Annotated in this window: 24 protein-coding genes and 1 tRNA gene; 11 read left to right on the forward strand and 14 right to left on the reverse strand. The window is 61.5% G+C overall.

The genetic code is table 11. From position 1 onward, the window contains the following. The first annotated feature begins 30 nt into the window (after positions 1–30). The 5 genes from rapZ to Q0799_RS07035 are packed head-to-tail and all read left to right on the forward strand — an operon-like array spanning position 31 to position 3,000. Positions 31–873, forward strand: a complete 843-nt coding sequence (rapZ, locus tag Q0799_RS07015; RefSeq protein WP_298396220.1) for an RNase adapter RapZ — start codon at positions 31–33, stop codon at positions 871–873. Next, positions 873–1,247, forward strand: a complete 375-nt coding sequence (locus Q0799_RS07020) for a NusG domain II-containing protein (RefSeq protein WP_298396222.1) — start codon at positions 873–875, stop codon at positions 1,245–1,247. Before rapZ ends, Q0799_RS07020 begins: the two co-directional genes overlap by 1 nt. Then, entirely contained in the window at positions 1,228–1,761 is a 534-nt protein-coding gene (locus tag Q0799_RS07025) for a Gx transporter family protein (protein WP_281985598.1), read from the forward strand. The genes Q0799_RS07020 and Q0799_RS07025 overlap by 20 nt, the downstream gene beginning before the upstream one ends. After that, the gene (locus tag Q0799_RS07030) at positions 1,758–2,369 is read left to right on the forward strand and encodes a flavin prenyltransferase UbiX (RefSeq protein ID WP_298396225.1); all 612 of its coding nucleotides are present in this window, start codon (positions 1,758–1,760) and stop codon (positions 2,367–2,369) included. Before Q0799_RS07025 ends, Q0799_RS07030 begins: the two co-directional genes overlap by 4 nt. A gap of 19 nt (positions 2,370–2,388) precedes the next feature. Then, positions 2,389–3,000 carry an LON peptidase substrate-binding domain-containing protein gene (locus Q0799_RS07035; RefSeq protein WP_298396228.1) on the forward strand — a complete coding sequence of 204 codons (612 nt, stop codon included), beginning with the start codon at positions 2,389–2,391 and terminating at the stop codon, positions 2,998–3,000. Here Q0799_RS07035 and Q0799_RS07040 read toward each other — a convergent pair. Beyond that, a complete protein-coding gene (locus Q0799_RS07040) occupies positions 2,997–3,305 on the reverse strand; it encodes a hypothetical protein (RefSeq protein ID WP_028993998.1) in 309 nt (102 codons plus the stop codon). The genes Q0799_RS07035 and Q0799_RS07040 overlap by 4 nt on opposite strands. Then, positions 3,302–4,258 (reverse strand): sodium-dependent bicarbonate transport family permease, encoded by a 957-nt coding sequence (locus Q0799_RS07045; RefSeq protein ID WP_298396234.1) that lies wholly within the window; start codon positions 4,256–4,258, stop codon positions 3,302–3,304. The genes Q0799_RS07040 and Q0799_RS07045 overlap by 4 nt, the downstream gene beginning before the upstream one ends. A 104-nt stretch (positions 4,259–4,362) precedes the next feature. Here Q0799_RS07045 and Q0799_RS07050 point away from each other — a divergent pair, with 104 nt between their 5' ends. Next, positions 4,363–5,316, forward strand: a complete 954-nt coding sequence (locus tag Q0799_RS07050; protein ID WP_298396237.1) for a LysR family transcriptional regulator — start codon at positions 4,363–4,365, stop codon at positions 5,314–5,316. 222 nt (positions 5,317–5,538) lie between these two features. Here Q0799_RS07050 and Q0799_RS07055 read toward each other — a convergent pair whose 3' ends face one another. Beyond that, the gene (locus Q0799_RS07055) at positions 5,539–6,747 is read right to left on the reverse strand and encodes a MobA/MobL family protein (RefSeq protein ID WP_298396240.1); all 1,209 of its coding nucleotides are present in this window, start codon (positions 6,745–6,747) and stop codon (positions 5,539–5,541) included. Positions 6,748–6,939: 192 nt separating this feature from the next. On the opposite strand from Q0799_RS07055, the gene Q0799_RS07060 reads away from it, so the two are divergent. Both Q0799_RS07060 and Q0799_RS07065 read left to right on the forward strand, forming a co-directional pair. Beyond that, a complete protein-coding gene (locus Q0799_RS07060) occupies positions 6,940–7,326 on the forward strand; it encodes a hypothetical protein (RefSeq protein ID WP_298396243.1) in 387 nt (128 codons plus the stop codon). A 78-nt stretch (positions 7,327–7,404) separates the two neighbouring features. Continuing rightward, positions 7,405–9,927 carry a DNA polymerase gene (locus tag Q0799_RS07065; RefSeq protein ID WP_298396246.1) on the forward strand — a complete coding sequence of 841 codons (2,523 nt, stop codon included), beginning with the start codon at positions 7,405–7,407 and terminating at the stop codon, positions 9,925–9,927. A 258-nt stretch (positions 9,928–10,185) separates the two neighbouring features. Here Q0799_RS07065 and Q0799_RS07070 read toward each other — a convergent pair whose 3' ends face one another. The 7 genes from Q0799_RS07070 to Q0799_RS07100 all read right to left on the reverse strand — a co-directional run bounded on the left by Q0799_RS07070 (position 10,186) and on the right by Q0799_RS07100 (position 16,416). Continuing rightward, on the reverse strand, positions 10,186–10,566 hold the full coding sequence (locus Q0799_RS07070; protein WP_298396250.1) for a molecular chaperone DnaK: 381 nt from the start codon (positions 10,564–10,566) through the stop codon (positions 10,186–10,188). Further along, the gene (locus Q0799_RS07075; RefSeq protein WP_298396253.1) at positions 10,550–10,828 is read right to left on the reverse strand and encodes a hypothetical protein; all 279 of its coding nucleotides are present in this window, start codon (positions 10,826–10,828) and stop codon (positions 10,550–10,552) included. Before Q0799_RS07075 ends, Q0799_RS07070 begins: the two co-directional genes overlap by 17 nt. A gap of 19 nt (positions 10,829–10,847) precedes the next feature. Further along, the gene (locus tag Q0799_RS07080) at positions 10,848–11,432 is read right to left on the reverse strand and encodes a hypothetical protein (protein WP_298396256.1); all 585 of its coding nucleotides are present in this window, start codon (positions 11,430–11,432) and stop codon (positions 10,848–10,850) included. 161 nt (positions 11,433–11,593) lie between these two features. After that, positions 11,594–12,460 carry a universal stress protein gene (locus Q0799_RS07085; protein ID WP_298396258.1) on the reverse strand — a complete coding sequence of 289 codons (867 nt, stop codon included), beginning with the start codon at positions 12,458–12,460 and terminating at the stop codon, positions 11,594–11,596. 10 nt (positions 12,461–12,470) lie between these two features. After that, positions 12,471–13,952, reverse strand: a complete 1,482-nt coding sequence (locus tag Q0799_RS07090; protein WP_298396261.1) for a SulP family inorganic anion transporter — start codon at positions 13,950–13,952, stop codon at positions 12,471–12,473. A gap of 547 nt (positions 13,953–14,499) precedes the next feature. Continuing rightward, the gene (locus Q0799_RS07095) at positions 14,500–16,263 is read right to left on the reverse strand and encodes a site-specific integrase (RefSeq protein ID WP_298396264.1); all 1,764 of its coding nucleotides are present in this window, start codon (positions 16,261–16,263) and stop codon (positions 14,500–14,502) included. 79 nt (positions 16,264–16,342) lie between these two features. Then, positions 16,343–16,416: transfer RNA gene (locus tag Q0799_RS07100), tRNA-Gly, on the reverse strand. Positions 16,417–17,481: 1,065 nt separating this feature from the next. Here Q0799_RS07100 and Q0799_RS07105 point away from each other — a divergent pair. Beyond that, positions 17,482–17,943: a hypothetical protein gene (locus tag Q0799_RS07105; protein ID WP_298396267.1), complete on the forward strand. Its 462-nt coding sequence runs from the start codon at positions 17,482–17,484 to the stop codon at positions 17,941–17,943. A gap of 9 nt (positions 17,944–17,952) precedes the next feature. Here Q0799_RS07105 and Q0799_RS07110 read toward each other — a convergent pair whose 3' ends face one another. Next, positions 17,953–18,444, reverse strand: a complete 492-nt coding sequence (locus Q0799_RS07110) for a flavin reductase family protein (RefSeq protein WP_298396270.1) — start codon at positions 18,442–18,444, stop codon at positions 17,953–17,955. Positions 18,445–18,507: 63 nt separating this feature from the next. On the opposite strand from Q0799_RS07110, the gene mutY reads away from it, so the two are divergent. After that, a complete protein-coding gene (gene mutY, locus Q0799_RS07115) occupies positions 18,508–19,545 on the forward strand; it encodes an A/G-specific adenine glycosylase (RefSeq protein ID WP_298396273.1) in 1,038 nt (345 codons plus the stop codon). Here the strand turns inward: mutY and Q0799_RS07120 are convergent. Genes Q0799_RS07120 through Q0799_RS07130 form a run of 3 tightly spaced genes read right to left on the reverse strand, consistent with a single transcriptional unit; the run spans position 19,517 to position 22,474 of the window. After that, complete coding sequence (locus tag Q0799_RS07120) at positions 19,517–20,716, reverse strand: HD-GYP domain-containing protein (RefSeq protein WP_298396276.1); 1,200 nt, start codon at positions 20,714–20,716, stop codon at positions 19,517–19,519. The two genes, mutY and Q0799_RS07120, sit on opposite strands and share 29 nt — an antisense overlap. Positions 20,717–20,732: 16 nt before the next feature. Beyond that, positions 20,733–21,302 (reverse strand): hypothetical protein, encoded by a 570-nt coding sequence (locus tag Q0799_RS07125; protein ID WP_298396279.1) that lies wholly within the window; start codon positions 21,300–21,302, stop codon positions 20,733–20,735. Beyond that, on the reverse strand, positions 21,266–22,474 hold the full coding sequence (locus Q0799_RS07130) for an HD-GYP domain-containing protein (RefSeq protein ID WP_298396282.1): 1,209 nt from the start codon (positions 22,472–22,474) through the stop codon (positions 21,266–21,268). Before Q0799_RS07130 ends, Q0799_RS07125 begins: the two co-directional genes overlap by 37 nt. Before the next feature lie 40 nt (positions 22,475–22,514). On the opposite strand from Q0799_RS07130, the gene Q0799_RS07135 reads away from it, so the two are divergent. Then, positions 22,515–24,428 (forward strand): ATP-binding cassette domain-containing protein, encoded by a 1,914-nt coding sequence (locus Q0799_RS07135; RefSeq protein WP_298396285.1) that lies wholly within the window; start codon positions 22,515–22,517, stop codon positions 24,426–24,428. Positions 24,429–24,452: the final 24 nt, after the last annotated feature.

Here is a 24,452-nt window from a genome sequence, read left to right on the forward strand (position 1 = left end):
CTGCCGCCCCGTTGATTATGCTCTGTCTCCATGGAACTCATTCTCATCAGCGGCCTGTCCGGTTCGGGCAAGTCCGTCGCCCTGCACCTGCTCGAGGACGCCGGTTACTACTGTGTGGACAACCTGCCGGTGGTGATGCTCACGGTGCTCGCCGGCATGTTGCGCGAGGAGAAGGTGCGCAAGGTGGCGGTGGCCATCGATGCCCGCTCCGGCGGCGGCATCGGCCTGCTCCCGGAGAAGCTCAAGAAACTCACCGAGGACGGCGTTCGGCACAATTTCCTGTTCCTGCACGCCAGCGAGGAAACGCTGCTCAAGCGCTATTCGGAGACCCGCCGCCGCCACCCGCTGGGCGGCGACAACCGCACGCTGGCTGAGTCGATCCGCCTGGAAAGCGAGATGCTGGCGCCGATTTCCGACCTCGGCCACCGCATCGACACCAGCAACCTCAAGGCCAATGCGCTGCGCGAGTGGGTACGCCAGTTCATCGAGACCGAACCCGGCCAGGGCCTGACGCTGATGTTCCAGTCCTTCGGCTTCAAGCACGGGCTGCCGCTCGACGCCGACCTGGTCTACGACGTACGCTGCCTGCCCAACCCGCACTACGATCCCGAGTTGCGCCCGCTGACCGGGCGCGACCGTCCGGTCATCGAATTTCTCGAGGCTCAGCCCGAAGTTGCCCGCATGCGCGACGACATCGCCCGCTTCGTCGGCGACTGGCTACCCAGCTACGTGCGCGACAACCGCAATTACCTGACCGTCGCCATCGGCTGCACCGGCGGTCAGCACCGTTCGGTCTACCTGGCCGAGACCCTGGCCCGGCAATTCGCCGGCCAGGCCCGCGCCCTGGTCCGTCACCGCACCCTGGCCGGCTGATGCGCTGGCTGGCGCTGCTGCTGCCCGGCGACTGGCTGATCATCGGACTGGCCGCCGTGCTGGTCGGACTGAGCATCCCGATGTTCTGGCAGGGCGGCCTGGCCGACCGGGCAATCATCCGCCAGGAGGGCCAGATTTTTGCCGATATCGACCTCAAAGCCAGGAAGCAGATCGAAGTCCCCGGTCCGCTCGGCACCACCTTGATCGCCGTCGAGCCCGGCCGCGCCCGTGTCGTTTCCGACCCCGGCCCGCGCCAGTACTGCGTCAAGCAAGGCTGGTTGATGCGCCCCGGCGAAATCGCCATCTGCGCCCCCAATCGTGTCAGCCTGCAGATCACCGGCCGAACCCGTGTCTATGACTCGATCAGCTATTGAACTGACCGTCACCGCCGAGGACCGGCGCGTCGCCTGGCTGGCCACCGCCGCCGTCGGCCTGTCGCTGGTCGATGCGGCAATTCCCTCGCCGCTGCCCGGCGTCAAGCCGGGGCTGGCCAATATCGTCACCCTGGTCGTGCTGTTGCGCTACGGCTGGGGCACGGCGGTCTGGGTCAGCGTCCTGCGCGTGCTGGCCGGCAGCCTGCTGCTCGGCTACTTCCTCGCCCCCGGCTTCTTCCTGTCGCTGACCGGAACCACGCTCAGCCTGCTCACGCTCGGTCTGGCCCGCCATTTACCGGCCCGCTGGTTCGGCCCGGTCAGCCTGTCGATCCTGGCCGCCTTTGCCCACATCGGCGGCCAGTTGCTGCTTGCCCGCGCCTGGCTGATCCCGCACGACGGCGTCTTCCTGCTCACCCCGGTGTTTGCCGGCGCGGCGCTGGTATTCGGCACCATCAACGGCCTGATCGCGGCTAAACTGCTGGCTGATACGCCTGCCACGGATTCCCCACGATGAGCCAAACCGTCTGCCTTGCCCTGACCGGCGCCTCGGGCATGCCCTACGGCCTGCGCCTGATCGAATGCCTGCTCGCCGCCGGCTGTCGCGTGCAGTTGCTGTATTCGCAGGCGGCGCAGATCGTGGCCCGTCAGGAAATGGATTTCGAGCTGCCGTCGCGGCCTGCCGAGGCGCGCACTGCCCTGCTCGCCCGCTTCAACGTTGCCCACCCGGAAAACCTGCAGGTATACGGCCGCGAGGAATGGTTTGCGCCGGTCGCCTCCGGTTCCAACCCGCCCGACGCGATGATCGTCTGTCCGTGCACGATGGGCACGCTGGCCTCGATTGCCCAGGGCCTTTCCGACAACCTGATCGAACGCGCCGCCGACGTCGTCCTCAAGGAAGGCCGCAAGCTGGTGCTGGTTCCACGTGAAACCCCGTTCTCGGCGATCCATCTGGAAAACATGCTGCGCCTGTCGCGCGCCGGTGCCGTCATCCTGCCGCCCAGCCCCGGCTTCTACCAGCACCCGCAGAGCGTGCAGGACATCGTCGATTTCGTCGTCGCCCGCGTCCTCGACCAGATAGGCGTCGGTCACACGCTGATGCGGCGCTGGGGCGAGGCCGACTGAGATGGGCTGGTTCGATTTCATGCGTTCGCCCGACGGCGCCGCCATCGAAACCCTGCGCATCCCGCTGTTCCCGCTCAACACCGTGCTCTTCCCCGGCGGCGTGCAGCCGCTGAAGATCTTCGAGCAACGCTATCTGGACATGGCCGCCGCCTGCCTCAAGGAAAACACGCCCTTCGGCATCTGCCTGATCGACGCCGGCGCCGAAGTCGGCGAAGCTGCCGTGCCGCACACTGTCGGTACCCTGGCCCGCATTGCCAACTGGGAAATGGAGCAGCTCGGCATCCTGATGATCGATGCCCTCGGCGGCCGGCGTTTCCGCATCCTCGACCACGAGGTCGGCGCCGACAAGCTGCTGATCGCCAGCGTCGAATTGATCGCCGAGCCGGAGGTGGCGCTGCCGCAGCATCGCGAGCGCCTGCTGCCTTTACTCCAGCGCGTGATCGGCGATCTCGGCCCGGCGCGCATGCCGGAACCGCACCGTTACGACGACGCGGCCTGGGTCGGCTACCGTCTGACCGAAGTGCTGCCGGTGCAGAACCTGGCCAAGCAGAAGCTGCTGGAACTCGAAGACCCGCTGAGCCGGCTGGAAATCCTCGAAAAATTCCTCGATCAGCGCAAGCTGCTGGGCTAGAACTTTTCCGCCCGCAACACCTGTACGTCCGACAGGAAGACGACCAGCTGGTAGCTGGTGAAATACTGCGCTTCCAGGTGGCGGATGACGGTTTCCGCCACCGCCTCGTCGCACAGCACCTCGACCCGGATGTTGGCGCTGGCCGGCCAGGCCGCGTCGCGCCGACCATGAGCGCCGCTGCCGCGGGCGTCGGAAATCGTGTAGCCGTGCGCGCCGAACTGCGGCAGTTCCTTCTCCAGGCGCTTTTCCAGCGCGGCCTCGCAGACGATGGTCAGCAGCTTGCGGGTTTGCAGCGGGCGGTTCATGCGAAAACTCCATGCAGGGTGGTGGCCAGCCAATGATAGGCCGGAATGCCGACCAGCAGGTTGAACGGGAAGGTGATGCCGAGCGCGGCGCCGATCGACAGGCCGGGATTGGCTTCCGGCACGGCGATGCGCATCGCCGCCGGCGCCGCGATGTAGGAGGCGCTGGCGTACAGCGTTGCCAGCAAGGTCGTGCCACCGACCGACAGGCCGAGCAGCAGGCCGGTGGCGATGCCGATGCCGGCCGACACCAGCGGCATGACGATGGCGAAGCCGGCCAGGAACCAGCCGGCCCGGCGCAGGTCCCCGATGCGGCTGGCAGCCACCAGGCCCATTTCGAGCAGGAAGATCGCCAGCATGCCCTTGAACAGGTCGAAGAACAGCTTGTCGAGCGGCTTCAAGCCCTCGCTGCCGGCAACCCAGCCGATCACCAGGCCACCCAGCAGGAGGACGATGCTCTTGCCGGCAAAGACCTCGTGCAGCACCTTGCCCCAGCCTCTTCCATTTTCACCGCCACCCTCGCCCCGGCGAGCCAGCCAGATACCGATCATCAGCGCCGGGAATTCGAGCAGGACCAGGAAAACCGTCAGGTAGCCCTCGGCCTCGACGCCCTGCCCGGCCAGGAAGGTACTGCCGACGGCGAAGGTGACGACGCTCACCGAACCGTAGTGGGCAGCAATCGACGCCGCGTCGGCACGCGCCATCTTGCCGGCGCGCAGCAACACCGGAAAGGCGATCAGCGGAATCAGCGCCCCGGCCAGCACCACGCAGGCGGCCGCGAAAACCAGGTCGCCCAGCGGATAGCGCGCCAGTTCGACACCACCTTTCAGGCCGATCGCCAGCAGCAGGAAGATGCTCAGCGATTCGTAGAGGACGGCGGGAATGCGCAGGTCGGAGCGGATCAGGCCGGCCAGTGCGCCGAGCAGGAAGAAGAGGATGACGGGTTCGAAGGGCATGGAAACATTCCGGCAGGCGGCTGGGCCGCGACGGCGCGACTATCCCTTTTTCGATCGATTAAATCCAATTAAACTTTATCGTCAAACCATTTGTCCGGACTTATATGAACCGCCGCCACATTACCCAGCGCCAGCTCGAAACCTTTGCCAGCGTCGCCCGTCTCGGCAGCTTTTCGCGTGCGGCGGAGACGCTGCACCTGACCCAGCCGGCGGTCTCGATCCAGATCAAGCAGTTGAGCGAAACGATCGGCCTGCCGCTGTTCGAGCAGATCGGCCGCGACATCCGCCTGACCGCTGCCGGCGAGGAACTGCAGGCAACGGTGCGGGCACTCGACGACGAATGGGCGCGTTTCGACTCGGCCATCGGCGCCCTGCAGGGCATGCACAGCGGTCGTCTGCGCGTCGCCCTGGTGACCACCGCCAAGTACTTCCTGCCCCGCATGCTCGGCGCCTTCTGCCGCCGCTACCCGGAAATCGACGTCCAGCTGGAAATCACCAACCGCGCCGGCGTCGTCGCCCGCATGCGCGGCAACGAGGACGACCTCTACATCATGTCGCTGCCGCCGGCCGACATGGACATCGTCGTCCGCCCCTTCCTCGACAATCCGCTGGTCGTCATCGCCCCGCTCGACCACCCCGCCGCCGGCCGGCGCTGCACGGCGGCCGAACTGGCCGGCGAATCCTTCCTGCTGCGCGAACCCGGCTCCGGCTCGCGCGCCGCCGTCGACCGTCACCTGCAGCAACTCGGCCTGACACCGACCGTCCGCCTCACCGTCGCCAGCAACGAAGCCATCCGCGACCTCGTCGCCAGCGGCCTCGGCCTGGCCATCCTGTCGCGGCATTCGCTGGCCGCCGACCCCGCCGAACAAGGGCTGGCCATCCTCGACGTCGAACATTTCCCGATCCGCCAGCCGTGGTCCATCGTCCATCTGAAAGGAAAAGTGCTGTCACTGCCGGCACAGGCCTTCATCCGGGAATTGCTGGAAGCCGCCGGCGAATCCCGCGCTCCCGGGCTTCCGGAAACAAAAAAGCCCTCCGCGAAGCAGGGGGCTGATTGAACCGGTGACTGGAGCGGGCGAAGGGAAAACACTCCAATGCACGCCAAAAAATAAGTCCTTGATTTAACGGAGGTGCCGAAGAGCGTCCCAGTTGAATTGGAGCGGTAATTGTACCGCTCTTCGGACACATGGTGTGGTCCCGAAAAGCCCTGCTGCCCTACCAGAACTAGCCTCGCGAAAGACTGGATTGGACACCTCCAGCGATACCACCATGCGATGACTTTAAATCGGCCCCGTATCCCAAGGCGATGGTGCTGGCGACGTTGCAGTGACCCGCATGGGGCTTGGCGCCGGCAATACCAGCCAATCGTGTCCGCGCAAACGCCGCTGCTCGTACAAATCACCTGTGCGATCGTAGCCAAGCATGTCGAGAAGTTCCTCATTGCTGTACCCCTGACTCAATACGGCACACACCGCATCGAATTCCGTCAATCCCTTGGCGAGTAAGCGATCCCAAGGTGTATCCGCATTCCGGCGGGATTGGCTTGAGGGTTGAGGACTGTGCCCCACCGGCTGTGTCGTTGAACTTTCGGTGACGTGGTGTTTGCGGTGCTTCATGATTGCACCGACAGCAACCGCCACACGAAATGCTGGCCCCTGTCGCAAGTGTCGCGGCCGATGCTTCTGCGCAATGTCTTTCAGCTTTCCCCGTACGCGATCAATCTCCTCATCAATTTGCCGCGCGTCGTTTTTTACCTGAAAAATCGAATTGCCAATCTCACGCCCTGCCTGGAGGGCGGATGTCCATTCACGATCTGCGCGTACCACTTCGTTGTGAGCCAGAGCTTCCGGACTGGGGGTTTTACCTTCATGGCGAAACGGCATTTGAGCGATACCACGTTGGCGGTTGCTGCGGTGATCGATCCGCGTATCACACCCGGCGAGCTGGAGCGCTTGATTGGCCGCTGCCGCCCAGGCTTCCCGATAGAAAAGCAAACGCTCCTGGTTCGCCTGTGGCGTGTTGTCCTTCTTCCCCCAGACCACATTTCCCGAGACATCCCGGTCGACCGGACGATCGGTAATCCAGAGATGGCAATGTTCGTTGCCTTGCTTGTGATGAATGCTCGCGACGACATAGCGACCATCACGCTCGGCAATCGCGGCAGCATAGTTGGTCACCACCGCAATCTGCTGCTGACGATCCAGCTCATGCGGCAAAGCAAACTCGACCTCAAGTCCCAAAGTGGCATCTTTTCGCTTCTCGAAAGCGTCGATGCTCTGGAAGGCCGCCATCGGTGTATCAAAGAAATCCTCCCCACCAGGAAAGAACGTCATTGCCGTGATGTCGTGCCCATGACGACCTCGTTGGCGGTGCCGGCGGCCGTCATACGGATCAACGATCTCAGCGTCGAGCATATAAGCCCCGAGTCCCGACGCAGTACCCCCCTTGCGGCGCTGAATCGGTCGTGCGTTCAGGTGAAAAATTGCCATTTTGCCCCCTCACGAATTCGTGTCGTTTCCCTCCGGCAGGAGCGCACGCATCACTTGTGATGCATAGGTGCGCTCCTGCCGGAGGGGTATGTTGTGGTGACGTTTTTTCTTAATGCCCGGTTTTTGCTCGACAGCATCATACCGATGATGATAGCTTAGTTAAATCGAAAACCACAAATCAATAGTGCGAATATGATCAAATTTCAGGATGTAAAATTTCCAGATTTCATCGATAGCGCCATCGGCAATCAGCTCAAAGCGGATGTCGACCAGTTGATTCAACGCTCCCAGGACGAGAACTGGCCCGATGAAGCAGCCAAGCGGCTCATTACGCTGACGATTCGAAAAGCAATTGCCGCAGACAAGCTGGCCCAACTTGCTCGCCAAAAAGAATCCGCCTTGCTGCGTGTGCAACGCACCGAAGCAGCCCGTCGGCGGGCACTGGACAGCAAGCGGAAGATCATCGCCGGCGCAGTCGTTTTAGGCATGCTCGACGACGCCACCTGGCGCGTACCGCTAATGCAACTTCTTGATCAGAAAGTGACCCACCCAGCCGATCGGTCGCTATTTGGTTTGTAGGTCAATTTTTTGGGCGCTCACGCACAAGTCACGCCCACCCACTCGGTTTGAAGTGCTTGCCGTTACAGGAGGTTTCAAATGTCCCTTATGAAAGAGGATTCAGAGGCAGCACCGCCCCAAAGCGGACGTTTGACACCTTTTGATGCCAACTTGCTTGAACATCCCACTGGCGATGTCTGGGTGCCCTACAGCATCATCGCTTGTTATGACACCGAGTACTGTTCTCACGATGGCTTTGATACGTCCATCGACCCGGAAAAGGTCAATTTCCTGCTCTCGATGCAAATGTCGTTATTCGTTCGCGACGGAAATCAGTGGTCGTATTTTGAGGAATTCAAACGTCCTGATGGCACTCGACCCAAGCTCTCGCAGCTCGCGGGCTGGGCGCTTGATCTGGCGGGAATTCCCCGCCGCACCGACAAACCCGTACCAATGCTGCTGGTTGCCCATTACACAGTCGCTGAGTGGGCGATGCTTGCCGACCGGGACAGGTGGAAAGAAGCGTTCACCGCAATCGGCAAGACACTGATCACCTCCCGCGATCTGCAACTGTCCGCCACCCGCCCCTTCAAGCACGCAACCGAGGTCAGCTTGACCCTCCGGGACACCATGCTATTGACCCCAGGCCGTGGCAGTCTCGAAAAAGCCAGTGCCATTTGTAGCGTCCCCAAGCTGAAGCTGGAAAAATTCGGACACTCACGGACTGACATGCTGCGCCTGTTTCATGAAGACCCGGAACTGTTCCAGGCATACGCCATGACCGATACCCGCGCCGGCCTCGAATACCTGGTGAAAATCGGCAATACGGTCGAACGCATCACGGGGGTGGCGAAGCTCCCGATGACGCTGGGTGGCATGTCGGCGACGGGTTTCCGCGCCTGGCTCGATAATTCGGGTTATGGGTATGACACCTACCACGGCCATGTGGAAAAGGTGGTTCTGGACAAGCGCGGAAAGCAGGAAAAAATCAAGGTCAAGAGCATGAACCGCCAACTCAGCGATACGATCGCCATCAGTTGCTTTCATGGAGGAAGGAATTACGCCGCACGGCATGATCACGTCAAACTGCCCAGCAACAAGATGGTTGTTGATTTCGACTTGGCAGGCGCCTACCCCGCCGCGATGGCAGTGCTGCCAGCCATTGATTTCAGCATTCCGCCAACGCTGGTGAGGCATGAATCAGAGCTGATGTCGTTCTTCGCCGATGCAAACGGCGCCTATCTGCCGATTGGACTGGGCGAGGTGGGATTCGAGTTTCCGGTCGGTGTCGAGCCTTGTCTGCCCGTATCGACGGACTACGGCTTGCTTTACCCCCGAACTGGCATCAGCCATTGCGGGCTTCCGGAATTGCTTTTGGCTAAAGCGCGGGGGGCCAAACTCACATTGCGCTCCTTCTACAAATGGCATCCGCTCACGGATGACGTTTCAGTCACTTCTGCCTTTGGCGACTACCTGCGCGTCATCGTTCAGGAACGCGCAAAATACGACAAATCGTCGATTGAGAACGGTCTATACAAAGAAGCCGCGAACAGCCTGTATGGCAAGCTCGCCCAGGGGAGCAAGGAACGAAATGTGCGCGACCTCGCCGGCAACTATGCCGAGCTCCCCGAATCGAAGATCACCAACGTCGTATATGCGGCGATGACCACCTCCCTGGTACGTGCCGCACTGTGCAGCATGGAAGAGGCAATGCAACTGGCTGGCGCGGAATTGCTGGCAAGCACCACGGATGGCTGCATGGGGGTTTTTGAGGTCACAGACAATCGGCAATTTTCCCCGACTTCCATGCCCTCGTTCGCGGACCTGATTCCTGACTATGGGCAGATCACCCATCGCTACCACGCCATCAAGGCCATGCAGCAGGGACGCATCAATCTAGGCCTTGACCCGGAGGGTTGGATTGAAGCCAAGCACATCGGCGACGAATACGAAGTATTCAAGACGCGGGGTTATTTCCTGGCCCAGAACGGAAAACAGACCTTCATCGCAAAGGGGGGCCACAAAATCGACGGCATGCCCGACGAGGTCAAGGATGTCCTGGAGGAGCTTTTCGCCGAAGAGAAACCTTCCCTGCTTCAATTTCGGCGCTTGATTAGCTGTTATGACATCGCCGACGGGAAAGCGAAGGACCTGGTGAGCAAAGCCGATGCACGACGGGCAAATACCGATTGGGACTGGAAACGCGATCTGCTCGAAGACGGCAGCTCAAAACCCTTTGAGGACATTGGCGAGATTTACCGGCACCGGGAGGCAGCGGCGACTATCCGGAAACGAGGTAACAGGGCGACCCGGGAAGCTGTGAAACTGAACCTGGCAGGCGTCAAAATTCATGGAGGATCGGAGCAAACCATTCGCCGCATGCTGCTGCGAGCGGTAATGCACCACGCGGGCGGATGGTCACCGGGCAAGCTGAAGCATGCGGAAATCGCCAAGAAACTTGGCGTCACGATTCAAGACCTCAAGAACGCCAAACGCAGGGAATTTAGGCCACAAACGCTGCCACGTGGCCCGTTGTTTGAGAAGGTTGCCACTGACATTTGCCAGCGGCTTGGACTGAATCTGAATGACCAGATGCGGAATGCGGTATGTCTGCCAGAGTAGTGTTGCGGATGCCTATCTGAAGCGAGTTGCTAAAAAGTCAGGATACGACCCACAAGAGACATTCATCATCTCGATGGCCTTACGGCAGGTTTCTAAGTTGAGCTGTCATTCAGTACGCGGAACTGAGAGAGTGCCGATTGCCTAAGCTCACCTTTGCCCTGTGGCCAGAAATGGGGCAGCAATGTACCGTTTGCTGCCATACAGCGACTCACTACAACTTTCAGCCCATAGTGCCTCGGTCTGAGTTGGATGGCGTAATCATCTCAGTTCTTCGCTTCGCTCTTCAACGCAGGGCAGGCAGAAAAGAATGCACGGATCGGCATGCAGGCGCTGGCGCTCCAGGTCGTCGCCACAGGCGCAACAAAGACCGAAGCCGCCGCTGTCGATGCGGGCCAGGGCAGCTTCCAGCTTGCGTTTCTGCAATTGCAGGCGCTCCATCATGCTCTGCGCCATGGCCTGCTGCTGCATTGCATCCATGCGCGAAAGACGGCCGACGCTGCTCTGGTCGAGTTCAACTGTCGACGAAGCCTGGCGGGATTCCTCAATCGCCTGGTTGAGCTTGATCAAGTCCAGGCTGATGCGATTGCGGAAATAGGTCAGATCGATTGCCTCGGTTGGCGTCTTATTGTCGGCGTGCATCTCTCTCTTCCTGGCAGTATTCGCAGAACGGGGCTGCGGGGTTGGCTTGCAGGTATGGAATTTCAATATCGTCGTGGCAGGCGCAGCATTTGCCGCAGCGCCCCTGTTCGATTCTCTCCTGCGCCGCTTCGTAACGCCGCTGTTCCTGGGTCAGTATCTCGCGCCGGGAAGCACGCGTTTTGTCATCGTTGAGTTCATCGATCATGTTGGCCAGCGCCAATTCGATTTGAACTTGAAAAATGTCGGTTTCTTGTTTTGTCATCATCGTCTGCTGTTCCCTTTTAGCCACTGAGTCTGGATTGGAAAATCAAGCCGGCGTGTTCGCGCAAGGCGTGAAAATGAATGGTTTTCCAGCGATCCGTGAGATTGAATTCGCTTTGATAAGTCGCCAGAAACCTCGGCGCATCGACTACATCGAAGGCAATCCGGTAGCGGTTGAATTCGATGAAGCGTTTCAGTTCATCGGGGTCGTCCGCCGTGATCCAGCGGGCTAGGCGATATTTACTGGCCACAAAGCGGGCATCGACGCCGTATTCGTGGCGCAGCCGGTGCGCCACGACTTCGAACTGCAGATTGCCGACGGCACCGAGCAGCAAACCGCCGCCATCGTGTGGCCGGAAAACCTGAATGGCGCCTTCCTCGCCCAGTTGCAGCAGGCCCATGCGTAATTGTTTCGCCCGCATCGGGTCTGCCACCTCAACGCCCTGGAAAATCTCCGGGGCGAAGAAAGGCAGGCCGGTGAATTGCAACTTTTCGCCTTCGGTTAGCGTGTCGCCAAGCTGCAGCAAGCCGTGATTGGGCAGGCCGATGATGTCGCCCGGGTAGGCTTCCTCCAATAGTTCCCGTCGCTGGGAGAGGAAGGACATGGCGCTGCTGGTGCGGATAATCGTCCAACCAGACTCTCTCCTGCGGATACCTCAATGACGCGATAAGTGGGCTCACCAAAACTGGGCAATCCGATGGATTTGGGTAGTTGCATCGTATCGTCGCTCCTTTGTTTAGGGTGAGCCCGCCTGACCGTCGTGATTTAGCGCAACAGCAGCGTCGGAACCTTTGCCGAACGCAACAGTTCGGTCGTGCGGCTACCGAACAGCAGGCTTTTCAGCGGCGAGTGGTTGAAAGCGCCCATCAGCAGTAGGTCGATGTCGCGTTCCTGGATGGTCCGGGCGATGACGGTCTCAGTGTCGCCGGGGATGATTTCAGTCGTCACTGAAAAACCGGCTTTTTCCAGCGTCGACCGCGCCCATTCCATTTTTTTCGGCGCTTCCGGGTCCGGTTTGCCGGCCATCAACAGCAGGCAAGGGATGCCCTTTAGCAGCGGGCTGTTGGCTACCATCTCGACCCCACGCTTGGTGACTTCGCCGCCGTCGAAGGCGATCATGAAGCGCTCGGGCGCCTTGAAGTTTTCGGTGACGGTGAGGACGGGTTTATGCAGCGCGCGGACGATGTTTTCGACGTTGCTACCCAGCAGTTTCGTGCTCGTTTCTGCCGATTCGCCACGCCGACCAAGGACGAACAGGCGCACGCCAGCTTCCTGTTCGGCCAGGCTTTCTTCTAGGTGGCCGTAGCGCTGGCGGGTGTCCGGTGCCGGCACGCCGGCGGCGATGGCGCGTTCGCGCAGGCCGTTCAAGAACAGCCGGCCGCTTTCGCGCATGGCCTTGGTCTTTGCGGCATCCTTGTCGCTCAGTTCATGAAGCAGATGCTCCTGAGCATTGAAACCGATGGCACCGGAATGGTCCTCACCGGAAGCAATTTCCGGGTGGCGGTCGAGGATGTGCAGGAATTCGAGCGGTGCGTTCATCCGGCTGGCCGCCCAGGCGGCAGCGTCGGCGATGGTGTCGGCGAAATGTGAGCGGTCGACGCAGGCGAGAACCTTGTTTTCATTTTTGGTCATCATTTTTTCCTCAGTGGCCGGACAGCATGTCTTCGGCGCCGTCCTTGTCGTGGATGGCGAAGCGGTCAAGCATCGTTGAACTGGCTTCGTTGAGGCCGACGATTTCGACCTCGACACCTTCGCGGCGGAATTTCAGCACCACCTTGTCGAGTGCGCTGACTGCGGTGATGTCCCAGAAGTGCGCCTTGGAAACGTCGATGATGACCTTTTCAACCACTTCCTTGAAATCAAAGCAATTGACGAAGCGGTCGGCCGAGGCGAAGAAGATCTGGCCGGAGAAGCGATAAACACGGGCGCGGCCTTCGTCTTCCGAATTCGAACGGACGCGGAACAGCAGTGCGACCTTGTGGGCAAAGAAGAAGCCGGAAAGCAGCACGCCGACGCCGACGCCCTTGGCCAGATCGTGGGTGAATACGGTGACGATTACTGTAGCCACCATGACGACGCTGGAACTTGCCGGGTGTTCCTTCAGGTTACGTAGCGAGCCCCAGCTGAAGGTGCCGATGGCAACCATGATCATTACGGCGACCAGCGCCGCCATCGGAATCTGCGCCACCCAGTCGCCGAGGAAAACCACCATCAGCAGCAGGAAGACGCCAGATGCCAGTGTGGACAGCCGCCCACGGCCACCGGATTTAATGTTGATCACCGACTGGCCGATCATCGCGCAGCCAGCCATGCCGCCGACGAAGCCGGAAGCGATGTTGGCAACGCCTTGGCCGACGCATTCGCGGTTCTTGTTGCTGGTCGTGTCAGTCAGGTCATCGACGATGGTTGCGGTCATCAGTGATTCGAGCAGGCCGACGACCATCAGCGTCAGCGAATACGGGAAGATGATGAGCAGCGTTTCGAAATTGAGCGGAATGTCTGGAATCAGGAAGATCGGCAGGCTGTCCGGCAGTTGCCCCATGTCACCGACGGTGCGGATGTCGAGATCAAGGATTAGGGCGACAGCGGTCAGCACGACGATGGTGACCAGCGGCGACGGCACCGCTTTGGTGATGTACGGGAACAGGTAAATGATGCCGAGGCCAGCAGCGGTCATCGCATAGACATGCCAGGTGACATTGGTCAGCTCCGGCAGTTGCGCCATGAAGATCAGGATGGCTAGGGCATTGACGAAGCCGGTGACCACCGAGCGCGAGACGAAGCGCATCAGCGCGCCGAGATTGATCCAGCCGGCGATGATCTGCAGCACGCCGGTGAGCACGGTAGCGGCGAGCAGGTATTCGAGGCCGTGGTTCTTGACCAGCGTGACCATCAGCAGCGCCATCGCGCCGGTAGCGGCCGAGATCATGCCCGGCCGGCCACCGACGAAGGCGATGACCACAGAGATACAGAACGAGGCGTACAGCCCGACCTTGGGGTCAACCCCGGCGATGATGGAAAAAGCGATGGCTTCGGGAATCAGTGCAAGCGCGACGACGACGCCGGCCAGCAGATCGTTGCGGACGTTGGAAAACCAGTCCTGTTTGATTGTTTGTAGCGACATAAATGTATGTTTGCCTTGGCCTTAATGGCTTAGTTCATAGAAACAAATGGGATAAAGCTCTTGCCGCGCGATAAACGCACGTTCGCAAAAGAAAATAGCTAACCGGCCCTGAATCGCTGAGGATTCAAGGCGCATAACCCGGATGTTTGGAAATGACTAGGGAGGCGTGACTGAGCTGAAGAAGCCCCGCGGCAATGATGAGCCGCGATAGTGGACTTGTGGCGAAACGCTCAAAGCGAAAACGGCGCTAGGTAGGAAGCGTGTTGCAACATTCGGTTTGGCGAAATGTGTAACAGTCATGGCTTTTATTGTGCGGCGCAACATCGATCTAGTCAAGAAAAAGCTGACTTTTGCAGTTTCGCCATTGGTTAGTTTTCTTACGGATTTACCATCGATTGAGGCTCAAGCCTAGTTTTTGGATGAGTTTTGGAAAGTTCTGTTCTGGCAGGTTATGGAACCAAACGGACGTTCAGAAAACCGCCTCGCTAGGATAGGTGACCGTCCGTAGTTGGCCGGTTGCAGCCCTTCGCGTAACGTTTTGGCCTATCTACCGACTGCGGCCGTGCCGCCCATAGTCAGATAGCATCGCCGTCCACTTCCCCGCCAGCGGGGAAAAATCAATCCCCCAAAAATCCAGTCGCTTCAGAATTTCTCGCTGAACAACGGGCATCAAATCCTTGCCATAGAGCGCATACGTGATTGATTCGCCCTGGTGGCCGGCAAGCTCCCGGGCCAGTTCCAGGTCAACACCATTTTGTTTCAGCGCATTGATGAAGGTATGCCGGAATGAATGGAAGGTCTTCTTCCGGGAAGTGATGCCTTGCCGGTCCAGGTATCGCGCAAACCAGTTCGATGCGGTTGCACCATGCCGCCCGGTCCCTGCTCGTACCTTGGTTTCGGGAAACAACCGGATGTCTCTGCGCTGACGTCGATACTCCACGTAGTCAAGGAATCCCAGGTCAAGTACGGTCTGATGGATGGCGCAGACACGCACGGAATCATCATTTTTGAGTAATTTCTCCTGGACGACCGGATTGCCACGTCGGTCAGTCAAGGCGGCGGAAATCTCACGCTTGTCCAACTCGCGGTTGATGTCGAGACACAGGACATCGCCGACCATCACAATATCCTTCGTCCGCAGACTCGTGATTTCCTCAAGACGCGCACCGGCAAACAGCGCCAGGAGCGGCACCCAGAACATGTAGGGGGTGCGGTATTGGCTATAGATGCGGTTACTGACATACTCGTCACACAGAAAAATGGCTTTCAAGTCATCCGCGTCGAAAGTATCGCGCAGTAGCCTGCGCTTGGTTCTATGCGTCTCGCGGATCGTCAGTTTTGGGCAGACACCCTCGGCGACATAACCCTTTGCAGCCGCCCAGGTGAATAGCTGCTGGATGCGCACGAATCGCTTATTGATGGTGTGCGGCGCTGACTGCGGCAAATCTGGCAACTTGAGTAGCTCATCAATGCTCAGGTCTTTGAAGCGCGGGGTTTTATTGCGATTGGGCGGTAAACGCTGGGTTTTTTCGCGATACTCGATCAGCGCATTCTTGCTCAACAGGCCAATCGGCGGATCACCGATGATTTCGAGGAGGTCACGAAAAATCGCCCTATTGTCGATCCGGGTCCGGTGATTCCATTCGCCCTGATGCTCGTCACTGAACAGCGCGATCAACTCCGACAATCGCTTTGCGCCAGCCCCGGAAAATGCAGCCGGGGCGGCCAGCGGCTGCATGAACGACGGCTCGTCGGTGTAGTCTCCGCGCGTTCGCCGCAACTCCATTTCAATGAGCCGGGCATCGGTGCGCAAAATACCTCGCGCCAAAGCTTTTGCCATAGCGGAATCGGGTGCAGGCACTTCGAAGCCGGCATCGCCTGCCACCTTTTTCAGGGTGTCATAGGGTTCATCGGCTCGGTGCAAACTCAAGCGCTCTCGCGTATCGCGTGCCATGAACTCCAACGCGATCAGTTCCGCCTCGACGCCGGCCGGGGTCAAGCCATTGCTTTCGGTGCGCCACTGCTCCGAATCAGCCAGGGCTGTATGGAAATAATGGTTGAGAACGGTCTGGAGGTCGGTCTGTTTCAGTTCGCGCATGTCGCAAGAATCAAGTTTTGTTTCCAAAACCCGGATTTTGGCAGCAATTTCGATGGCTCGGCGAACAGCAACGGCCAAATACCCCGTTCCCAGGGAGCGACGTAGCTCAGCGCGGCCGATCTGTTCAGCCAGGCGCGGGGAACAAGTCCAACGAAAACCGAACAAGCGGCCACGCTGGTAAAGGTAGGGAGCAGATAACGGTTTTCTCGGCATGTTTCGGACACGTCATCGGACACGTCTACGGACACCAGATACCGAAAAACCGAGTTAACTTATTGATTTATATAGCAGATGGAGCGGGCGATGGGAATCGAACCCACGTTATCTGGTTGGGAACCAGGAGTTCTACCATTGAACTACACCCGCTCTGTCCCGGGAGGGAAGACGCACTCGCCCCGCGCGGGGATTGTACATCATCCCCGCCGGATGCGATTTACAGACCTGTCTTGCGACAGATCACCAGATGGAAGTCTGCACGCTTTCGCGTCAGGGAATTTCTCCCCTATCCCCTCCATTACAGAGAGGCATTCGCTTTTTCCACCATCCTCTACCCACTACGGCATCAGATGACCTTGCGGTCATCCTTGTCCGCCAAACAGGCCGGACGCCACGTTGGGCTTACCGTGTTCCGCATAAGTAACAGAGTTGGGAAGGTTCCGCCTTTTCGCCGGTGACCATCATGTCAGCGTATCCGCACCAAGCAAGCGGATAACCGGTCACATGCCTTTTTGGCCAGAGCCCGATACTGCAAGTTGCCTTTGGCTCTTCAAGCTTTACGACGTTTAATAGCGGTTCACTTGCGTTAACCATCCAACCCAGCCCAGCGCCTCATTCGGGTGCAACTCCCGAAATCATGCCAGACCCCTCACGGGATATGACATACCCCGTAAGGTGGCTACATTTTCAGAGCGCTTAGCACCCCACCGTTACCAGTGACGCACCGCTCCTAGACTACCGGGGGCTGAACCCCGGGTTCTGTCACCTCCTTTCGGAGGGCAGAACAATTACTTATACGGCTTACGCCGTTCCGTGCCGTGAGGCACAGTTTAGATACGGCTGTGTTAATGCACTACCCACCGCAATGGTGGTGATCCCGCAATGGGATCAGCGTGGTGCAAGGTTACAGCTAACCTACGACTCACGTCGCACGCTTGGGAAGCTCAGGTAATGCCACTATACGACGCCCGCTCGGGCGGTGAAGGCAAGATTCTAGTCCTGGATCACCGGCAATTCAATGCAGACCAGAGGATTTCCGTCAGTCGCTGACGCAGCACCAGACAGTCCGATTTTGTTTGAATTGCTTGCGATCTGTAACGATCTGATCAGGAATGGTAGCCAATCGTGCTGACCAGCACATTTCTTCCGGCAAGCACAGCATAATCAGCCGGACCGGAACCCCCGGCAGGATCCAACCATTCCCAGGAGACAAAAATGCGCCACTACCCACACAACAGCCCCAAGGCCATTGCCCGCATTCTCGCCCTCGGCATGCTGATCGACGGCGTGGCCGAACCGGAAGAGTACAAACTGATCGAACAGGACGACATCCTGCGCGCCCTGGGTATCGACAGCCTGCTGCTCGACGCGGTGATCCGCGAGTTTTACGAAGACCTCGAACTCGGTCAGTCGATGACCCGTACCCTCGACCAGCGCCTGACGGCCGGCGACCTGTCCCGGGTGCTGGAAGAGGTCAGCCATCCCTTCCTGCAGCAGACCCTGCTGCGCGGAATGATGCGGATCGCCCTGGCCAACGACGAATTGAGCGCCGGCGAGGCACGGCTGATCAGGGAAGCACTGATCCAATGGACCAGCGACAACGGCGTGGGCGGCCTGCCCATCTCCGGCAATCACCCCCGCCGACGCGAATCGGACCGGGCAGGACTGCCTAACTGAACTGCCGGATCAGACCCCGGCCAGTTTGCGGTACTGGCCGGCGTGGAACAGCAGTGGCGCCAGTTCCGGGGCTTCGCTGAACTTCTCGACGCGGCCGACGAAGACCGTGTGATCGCCGCCCGGCAGCGCGCTCTCGTTGGCGACTTCGAAACTGGCGCAGCAACCGGGGAATACCGGTGCGCCACCGACGCCGGCTTGCCAGGGCAGTCCGACGAAGCGGTCGGCCGGCCAGGTGGCAAAGCGGTTGGAGAGATCCTGCTGTTCGGCTGAGAGGATGTTGATCGCGTGGTGGCTGGCCTTGCGGAAGGCTTCCAGATTGTGCGAGCCGTTGTCGAGACACCACAGCACCAGCGCCGGCTGCAGGGAAACCGCCGAGAAGGAATTGACCGTCAGCCCGATCGGATGGCCGTCCGGATCGATCGCCGTGACGATGGCGATGCCGGTGGCAAAGCGGCCAAGGGCATTGCGCAGGGCGCGGGTATCGGTTTGCGGCTGGGTCATGGCATTCACTGCGGAAAAAACGCCGTATTATCCCGGCTCCCGCTTCCCGCGTCGAGACGAAATTTGCCGAAAGAACAAAGCTTTGCCCAACGACTGATCGCCTGGCAACAGGCTGCCGGCCGCCACGACCTGCCCTGGCAGGGCAGCCGCGACCCCTACCGGGTCTGGCTGTCGGAGATCATGCTGCAGCAGACTCAGGTCGCCACGGTGATCCCCTATTACCAGCGTTTCCTGAGCAGCTTTCCCGATGTCGTGGCGCTGGCGGCGGCGCCGATCGAGCGCGTCGTCGAACACTGGGCCGGACTCGGTTACTACGCCCGGGCGCGCAACCTGCACCGTTGCGCCCAGCAGATCGTCGCACAGCATGGCGGGGCTTTCCCGAGAACTGCGGCCGAACTCGCCGAACTTCCCGGCATCGGCCGGTCGACGGCCGCCGCCATCGCCGCCTTCAGTTTCGGCGAGCGGGCGGCAATCCTCGACGGAAACGTCAAGCGGGTGCTGTGCCGGGTCTTCGGCATCGCCGGCTTTCCGGGCTCGGCTCCGGTTGAACGCAAACTCTGGCAACTCGCCGAAAGCCTGCTCCCGGAAACCGGCATCGAGGCCTACACGCAGGGCTTGATGGACCTCGGCGCGACCTTGTGCACGCGCGGCACGCCGCACTGTCCGGCCTGTCCCTTTGCCGATGCCTGCGTCGCCCGCCGCGAAGGGCGCCAGAAAACCTTGCCGGAAGCCCGGCCGCGAGCGCCGGTGCCCGAACGCAGTGCGACCTTCGTGCTGATCACCGACGGCCAGCGCCTGCTACTCGAACGGCGACCGCCGAGCGGCCTGTGGGGCGGCCTGCTGGTGCCGCCGGAAGGCGAGCCGGAGCAGGTGCTGGCGGCGCGCGGCCTGTGCGCGCTGGCGCAGCGGAAGCTGCCAGACCTGAAACACGCATTCACGCATTTCCGGCTGACCCTGCAACCGGTGGTCTGCCGCGTTCAGGTGCCTGCGACAACCGGCGAGACCGGCAGCGCGTGGTTGCCGCTGAGCGAGGCCGCTGCGGCTGGCGTGCCGACGCCGATTGCCCGCTTGATCAGGCTGGTTGCCAGCGCTCCGGACTGAGCCCCCAACGCTGGAAGCTTTCGGCGCGGACAATCTGCCCGTAGTGGTTACCGACTTTCCTGGCCAGGTCGACCTGCACCGGCGCGCAATACTGGCGCCGCCCGGCGTGGTAGATGACATTGACCACCGGGTTCAACGGTTGCTCGGCATGTACCTGCTCGACCACCGCCAGATGCCCGCTTTCGAGCAGCACCAGGGTACCGACCGGGTAAATGCCGAGTGTGCGGACCAGGCCGGCGACCAGCGCCGGATCGAACTGGCTGCCACCCTGCTCGTAGAGCTGTCGCAGCGCCACCGTCGGCGACAGCGCGGCACGGTAGGGGCGGTCGGAGGTCATCGCGTCGTAGCTGTCGACAATCGCCGCCAGCCGGCCGGCCAGTGAAATCCCTTCACCGGCCATGCGGTAGGGATAGCCGCTGCCGTTGAAACGCTCGTGGTGTTCGAGGACCACCGCCACCGTCGTTTCCGGCAGGCTGGCGGTCGCTTCGAGCACCGCCAGCCCCTCCTCGACGTGGCGCTGCACCTGCACATACTCGGCATGCGACAGCTGCCCGGACTTGTCGACCAAGCGCGTGTCGATGGCCGCCAGCCCGATGTCCTTGAGCAAGGCCCCGAGCGCCATTTTCTCGATTTCGGGCGCGGCCAGCCCCTGCTGACGACCGAGCGCAATGATCAGCGCCGCCGTCGCCACGGCATGAGCGTTGTCGTACTCGCCCATCTGCTTGAGCCGGGACAGGGGAACCAGCGCATCGGGATTGCGCGCCACCGATTCGATCATCCGGGCCACCAGCGGCTCCAGGCGCAATGCGTCGACCCGCTGCCCGGCCCGGGCCGCATCGGTCAGCTCGTCGAGCAAAACCGCCCCCTCGTTCAGCAGGCGGGCCGAACGCCGCCTTTCCTCGCCCAGGGAGACCCGTGGCGCAGGCCGGAGCGGCAATACCGTCGTCGGCACAGAGCGACGCGGCTCCATCGGCGCATGAACCGGGACATCCTTGCCGCGCCGGGTATCGATGCTGACTTCGACGATGCCGTCCTCGCGCAGACGGTCAATCTGCGCCTGATCCCGGATCATCAGGCGATTGCGCCAGAGGCGGTGTTCCAGCCAGGATTTGTGCAGATCCACGACATACATGCCGGGCTGCAAATCGCCGATGGCTATCTTGCGGATCACCGCCGGCCGCGCCCTGTCAGTCCCCGGCAGCGCGCCTGGCGGCCCGCGCCTTGCGCTCGGCGACGCGTGCTTCATGCTCGGCCACCTTGCGCCGATGCGCCTCGGCCTGTTCCGCCCGTTTCTGCGCCCGCGCTTCCGCTTTTCGCTGCTTGTCGGCCAGCGCCTGCTGACGCGCTTCCTCAGCCTGCCGCCGCTCTTCCGCCACGGCCTGTTCCCGGGCAGGCAGATCCTGCGCCCGACGTTGCTCCTCGGCGGCGACCCGGGCCGCCCTGGCCGCAGACTGCTCGCGTCTGACCTCACGCTCGACGGCACTGGCTTCGATTTCCTGCTGCCGGCTTTCCCGGGTTGCCGCGATCTGCGCTTCGCGCGCCTTGTTGACGCAGGCATTGACCAGGAATTTCTTCTGGCAGGCGAGATTTTCGCGCTCGAACTCGGCGTTGGCGGCCGTCAGGCGGGCCTCGGCCTCCGCCCGCATGGCCTCGGCCCGGGCCAGGCGCTGTTCCCAATCGGCCTCGTCGGCCAGCGCCGCGCCGCCGAACAACGCCAGGATCAGCCCGGCAACCAGAGTTGGGGATCGATATTCCATTTTTCGTAGCTTTCGAAACTGGCGACCTTGTCCTGCTGGAACTTCGACAGGTCGATGATTTCCGGCGGAATGTAGTGTTTCTGCCCGGTGTGATAGAAGACCCGGATCACGGGTTCGAGCAGGTTGCCTTCGTTCTGCTCCAGAACCACGCCGAGGCGCTTGCTTTCGAGCATGACCAGCGAGCCGCTGGGATAGATGCCGATCGAGCGGATGAAGGCCTGGACCAGCTTGGGATCGAAATGGTGGCTGCTCCATTCGAGCAGTTTCTTGAGCGCCTGCGTCGGCGCCATGCCCTTGTGGTAGACGCGCTCGGAAGTGATCGCATCGTAGACATCGACAATCGACGCCATCTGGCCGTACAACGACACGCCCGCGCCGGCCAGGCCGCCGGGATAACCCGAACCGTCGAAGCGCTCGTGATGCTGGGCGGTCACCTGCAAGGCGATGTCGCTGATGCCGCCGGACTCCTGCAGCAGGTTAACGCCCTCATCGACATGATGCTGCATGTGGCCGAATTCGTCGTCGCTGAGCTTGCCCGGCTTGTTCAGGATGCGGTCGGGAATGCGCGCCTTGCCGACGTCGTGCAGCAGGCCACCGAGCGCCAGTTCGCGGATCACTGCCTTGTCGAGCTTCATGCCCCGGCCGAAGGCGACCAGCAGCGCACAGACGCTGACCGAATGCTGGAAGGTGTAGTCGTCGTGATTCTTCAGACGGTTCAGCGGCAGCAACGCGTCCTGGTTGCGGAAGATCGAATCGACAATGCCCTCGACCAGCGGCTCGACACGCTCGACATGAATCTGCTGGCCCAGGCGCACGTCATCCATCATGTTGCGCACGATCTTGTTGGCTTCGCCCTGCAGCCGGCGTGCCCGAGCCGCTTCGTCCTTGACGTCGACCTCGATCGGCCGGTCGGATTTCTTCTCGGCAATTTCCTGCAGGCGCCGGTCGAGTTCGGCGCTGACCTCGCTGGCGCTGCGCGCCTGCCATACATCGGCACCCTTGACGGTGTCGATGTATACCTCCCTGATCCCGAGCTTGACGATCTTGTCCACGGTCGCCATGTCGCGCACGTGGAAAGCGTTGGTCAGGAAGGGATGATCGAGCCAGCCGCAATTGAGGTCATGGATGTACATGCCCGGTTTGAGCTGGTCGGTGGTAATCAGCTTGATCATGCGAGGATTCTAGCAGCCCGCCGCTATAATTCGCCCCCTGATGATCGCCCTGCGCCAACTCACCTTCGCCCGCGCCGCCCGCCCCCTGGTGGTCGACGCCAACCTGCAGATCCACCCCGGCTGGAAGGTCGGCGTGGTCGGCGCCAACGGCTGCGGCAAATCCAGCCTGTTCGCGCTGCTCGCCGGCGAACTGCACGCCGAAGCCGGCGACTGCGAGATCCCGGCCAGCTGGCAGATCGCCCGCGTCACCCAGGAAACCCCGGCCCTGCCCGACGCCGCACTCGATTTCGTGCTCGACGGCGACACCGAACTGCGCCGCGTCGAACGCGAACTGGCCGAGGCCGAGGCGCGCGGCGACGGCGAGGCCATCGGCCACCTGCACACCCGCTACGCCGACATCGACGGCTATTCGGCCAAGGCCCGCGCCGCCGAGGTGCTGCACGGACTCGGTTTCACCGACGCCGACTTCGCCCGGCCGGTCGCCGATTTCTCCGGCGGCTGGCGGGTCCGCCTCAACCTCGCCCGCGCCCTCTCCTGCCGCGCCGACCTCCTGCTGCTCGACGAGCCGACCAACCACCTCGACCTCGACGCCGTGCTCTGGCTCGAACAGTGGCTGAAAACGACGCCGGCGACGCTGCTGCTGATCTCGCACGACCGTGATTTCCTCGACGCCGTGGTCGGCCAGATCATCGCCATCGACCAGCAGAAGCTGACGCTGACCACGGGCGGCTACTCCGACTACGAACGCGCCAAGGCCGCCCGCCTGGCCGCCCAGCAATCGGCTTTCGCCGCGCAGCAGCGCGAGATCGCCAAGCTGACCCGCTTCGTCGAGCGCTTCAAGGCCAAGGCGACCAAGGCGCGCCAGGCGCAGAGCCGGGTCAAGATGCTTGAACGCATGGAAATCGTCGCCGCCGCGCACGTCGACTCGCCCTTCCACTTCAGCTTCCGCGAACCGGAAAGCCTGCCCGATCCGCTGCTGGTCATCGAAAATGCCGGTGCCGGCTACGTCGACCGCAGGATTCTCGACAACATCACGCTGACGCTGCGCCCCGGCTGCCGCATCGGCCTGCTCGGCCGCAACGGCGCCGGCAAGTCGACGCTGATCAAGCTGCTCGCCGGCGCCGTCGCCCAGCAGGGCGGGGAGCGCAAGGAAGCCAAGGCGCTCAACATCGGCTACTTCGCCCAGCACCAGCTCGAACAACTGCGCCCCGACGAATCGCCGCTGCAGCACCTGCAGCGCCTCGAACCGCTGACGCCGGAACAGGAACTGCGCGACTACCTGGGCGGTTTCGACTTCCGCGGCGAGATGGCGACGCGCGCCATCGAACCCTTCTCCGGCGGCGAGAAATCGCGGCTGGCGCTGGCCCTGCTGATCCGCACCAGGCCCAACCTGTTGCTGCTGGATGAGCCGACCAACCACCTCGACCTGGAAATGCGCGAGGCGCTGACCTTCGCCATGCAGGAGTTCGAGGGCGGCATGATCGTCGTCTCGCACGACCGCCACCTGCTGCGCACCTGCGCCGACGAACTGCTGCTCGTCGACAACGGCCGGGCGACGCCCTTCGACGGCGACCTCGACGACTACGCCGCCTGGCTGGCGGCGCAGCGCAACGCCGAGAAGACGGCGGCCCCCGACGTTGCTGCCGAGAAGAGCGAGCGCCTGCAGCAACGCGCCGACGCCAAGGCCAACCGGCAGGCCCTGCTCGCCCAGCGACGCACGCTGAGCAAGGAAATCGAGCAGATCGACCGCAAGCTGGCCAAGTGGCAGGCGGAAAAGGCAGCCCTCGACGCGCAATTCGCCGATCCCGACTTCTATGTCACGGTCGACCGCGCCAGAAGCGAAGAAATGCATCGCCAGGCCAATACCCTTGGCGAGCAGATCGACGAAGCCGAACTGCGCTGGCTGGAACTGCACGAAGCACTCGAAGCGCTGCCATCCGCCGATTCCGCATAAACCCCGAAGGTCTTACGGTCTATA

Origin of the sequence: uncultured Azonexus sp., from assembly GCF_937982035.1 — a bacterium.
Lineage (GTDB): Bacteria > Pseudomonadota > Gammaproteobacteria > Burkholderiales > Rhodocyclaceae > Azonexus.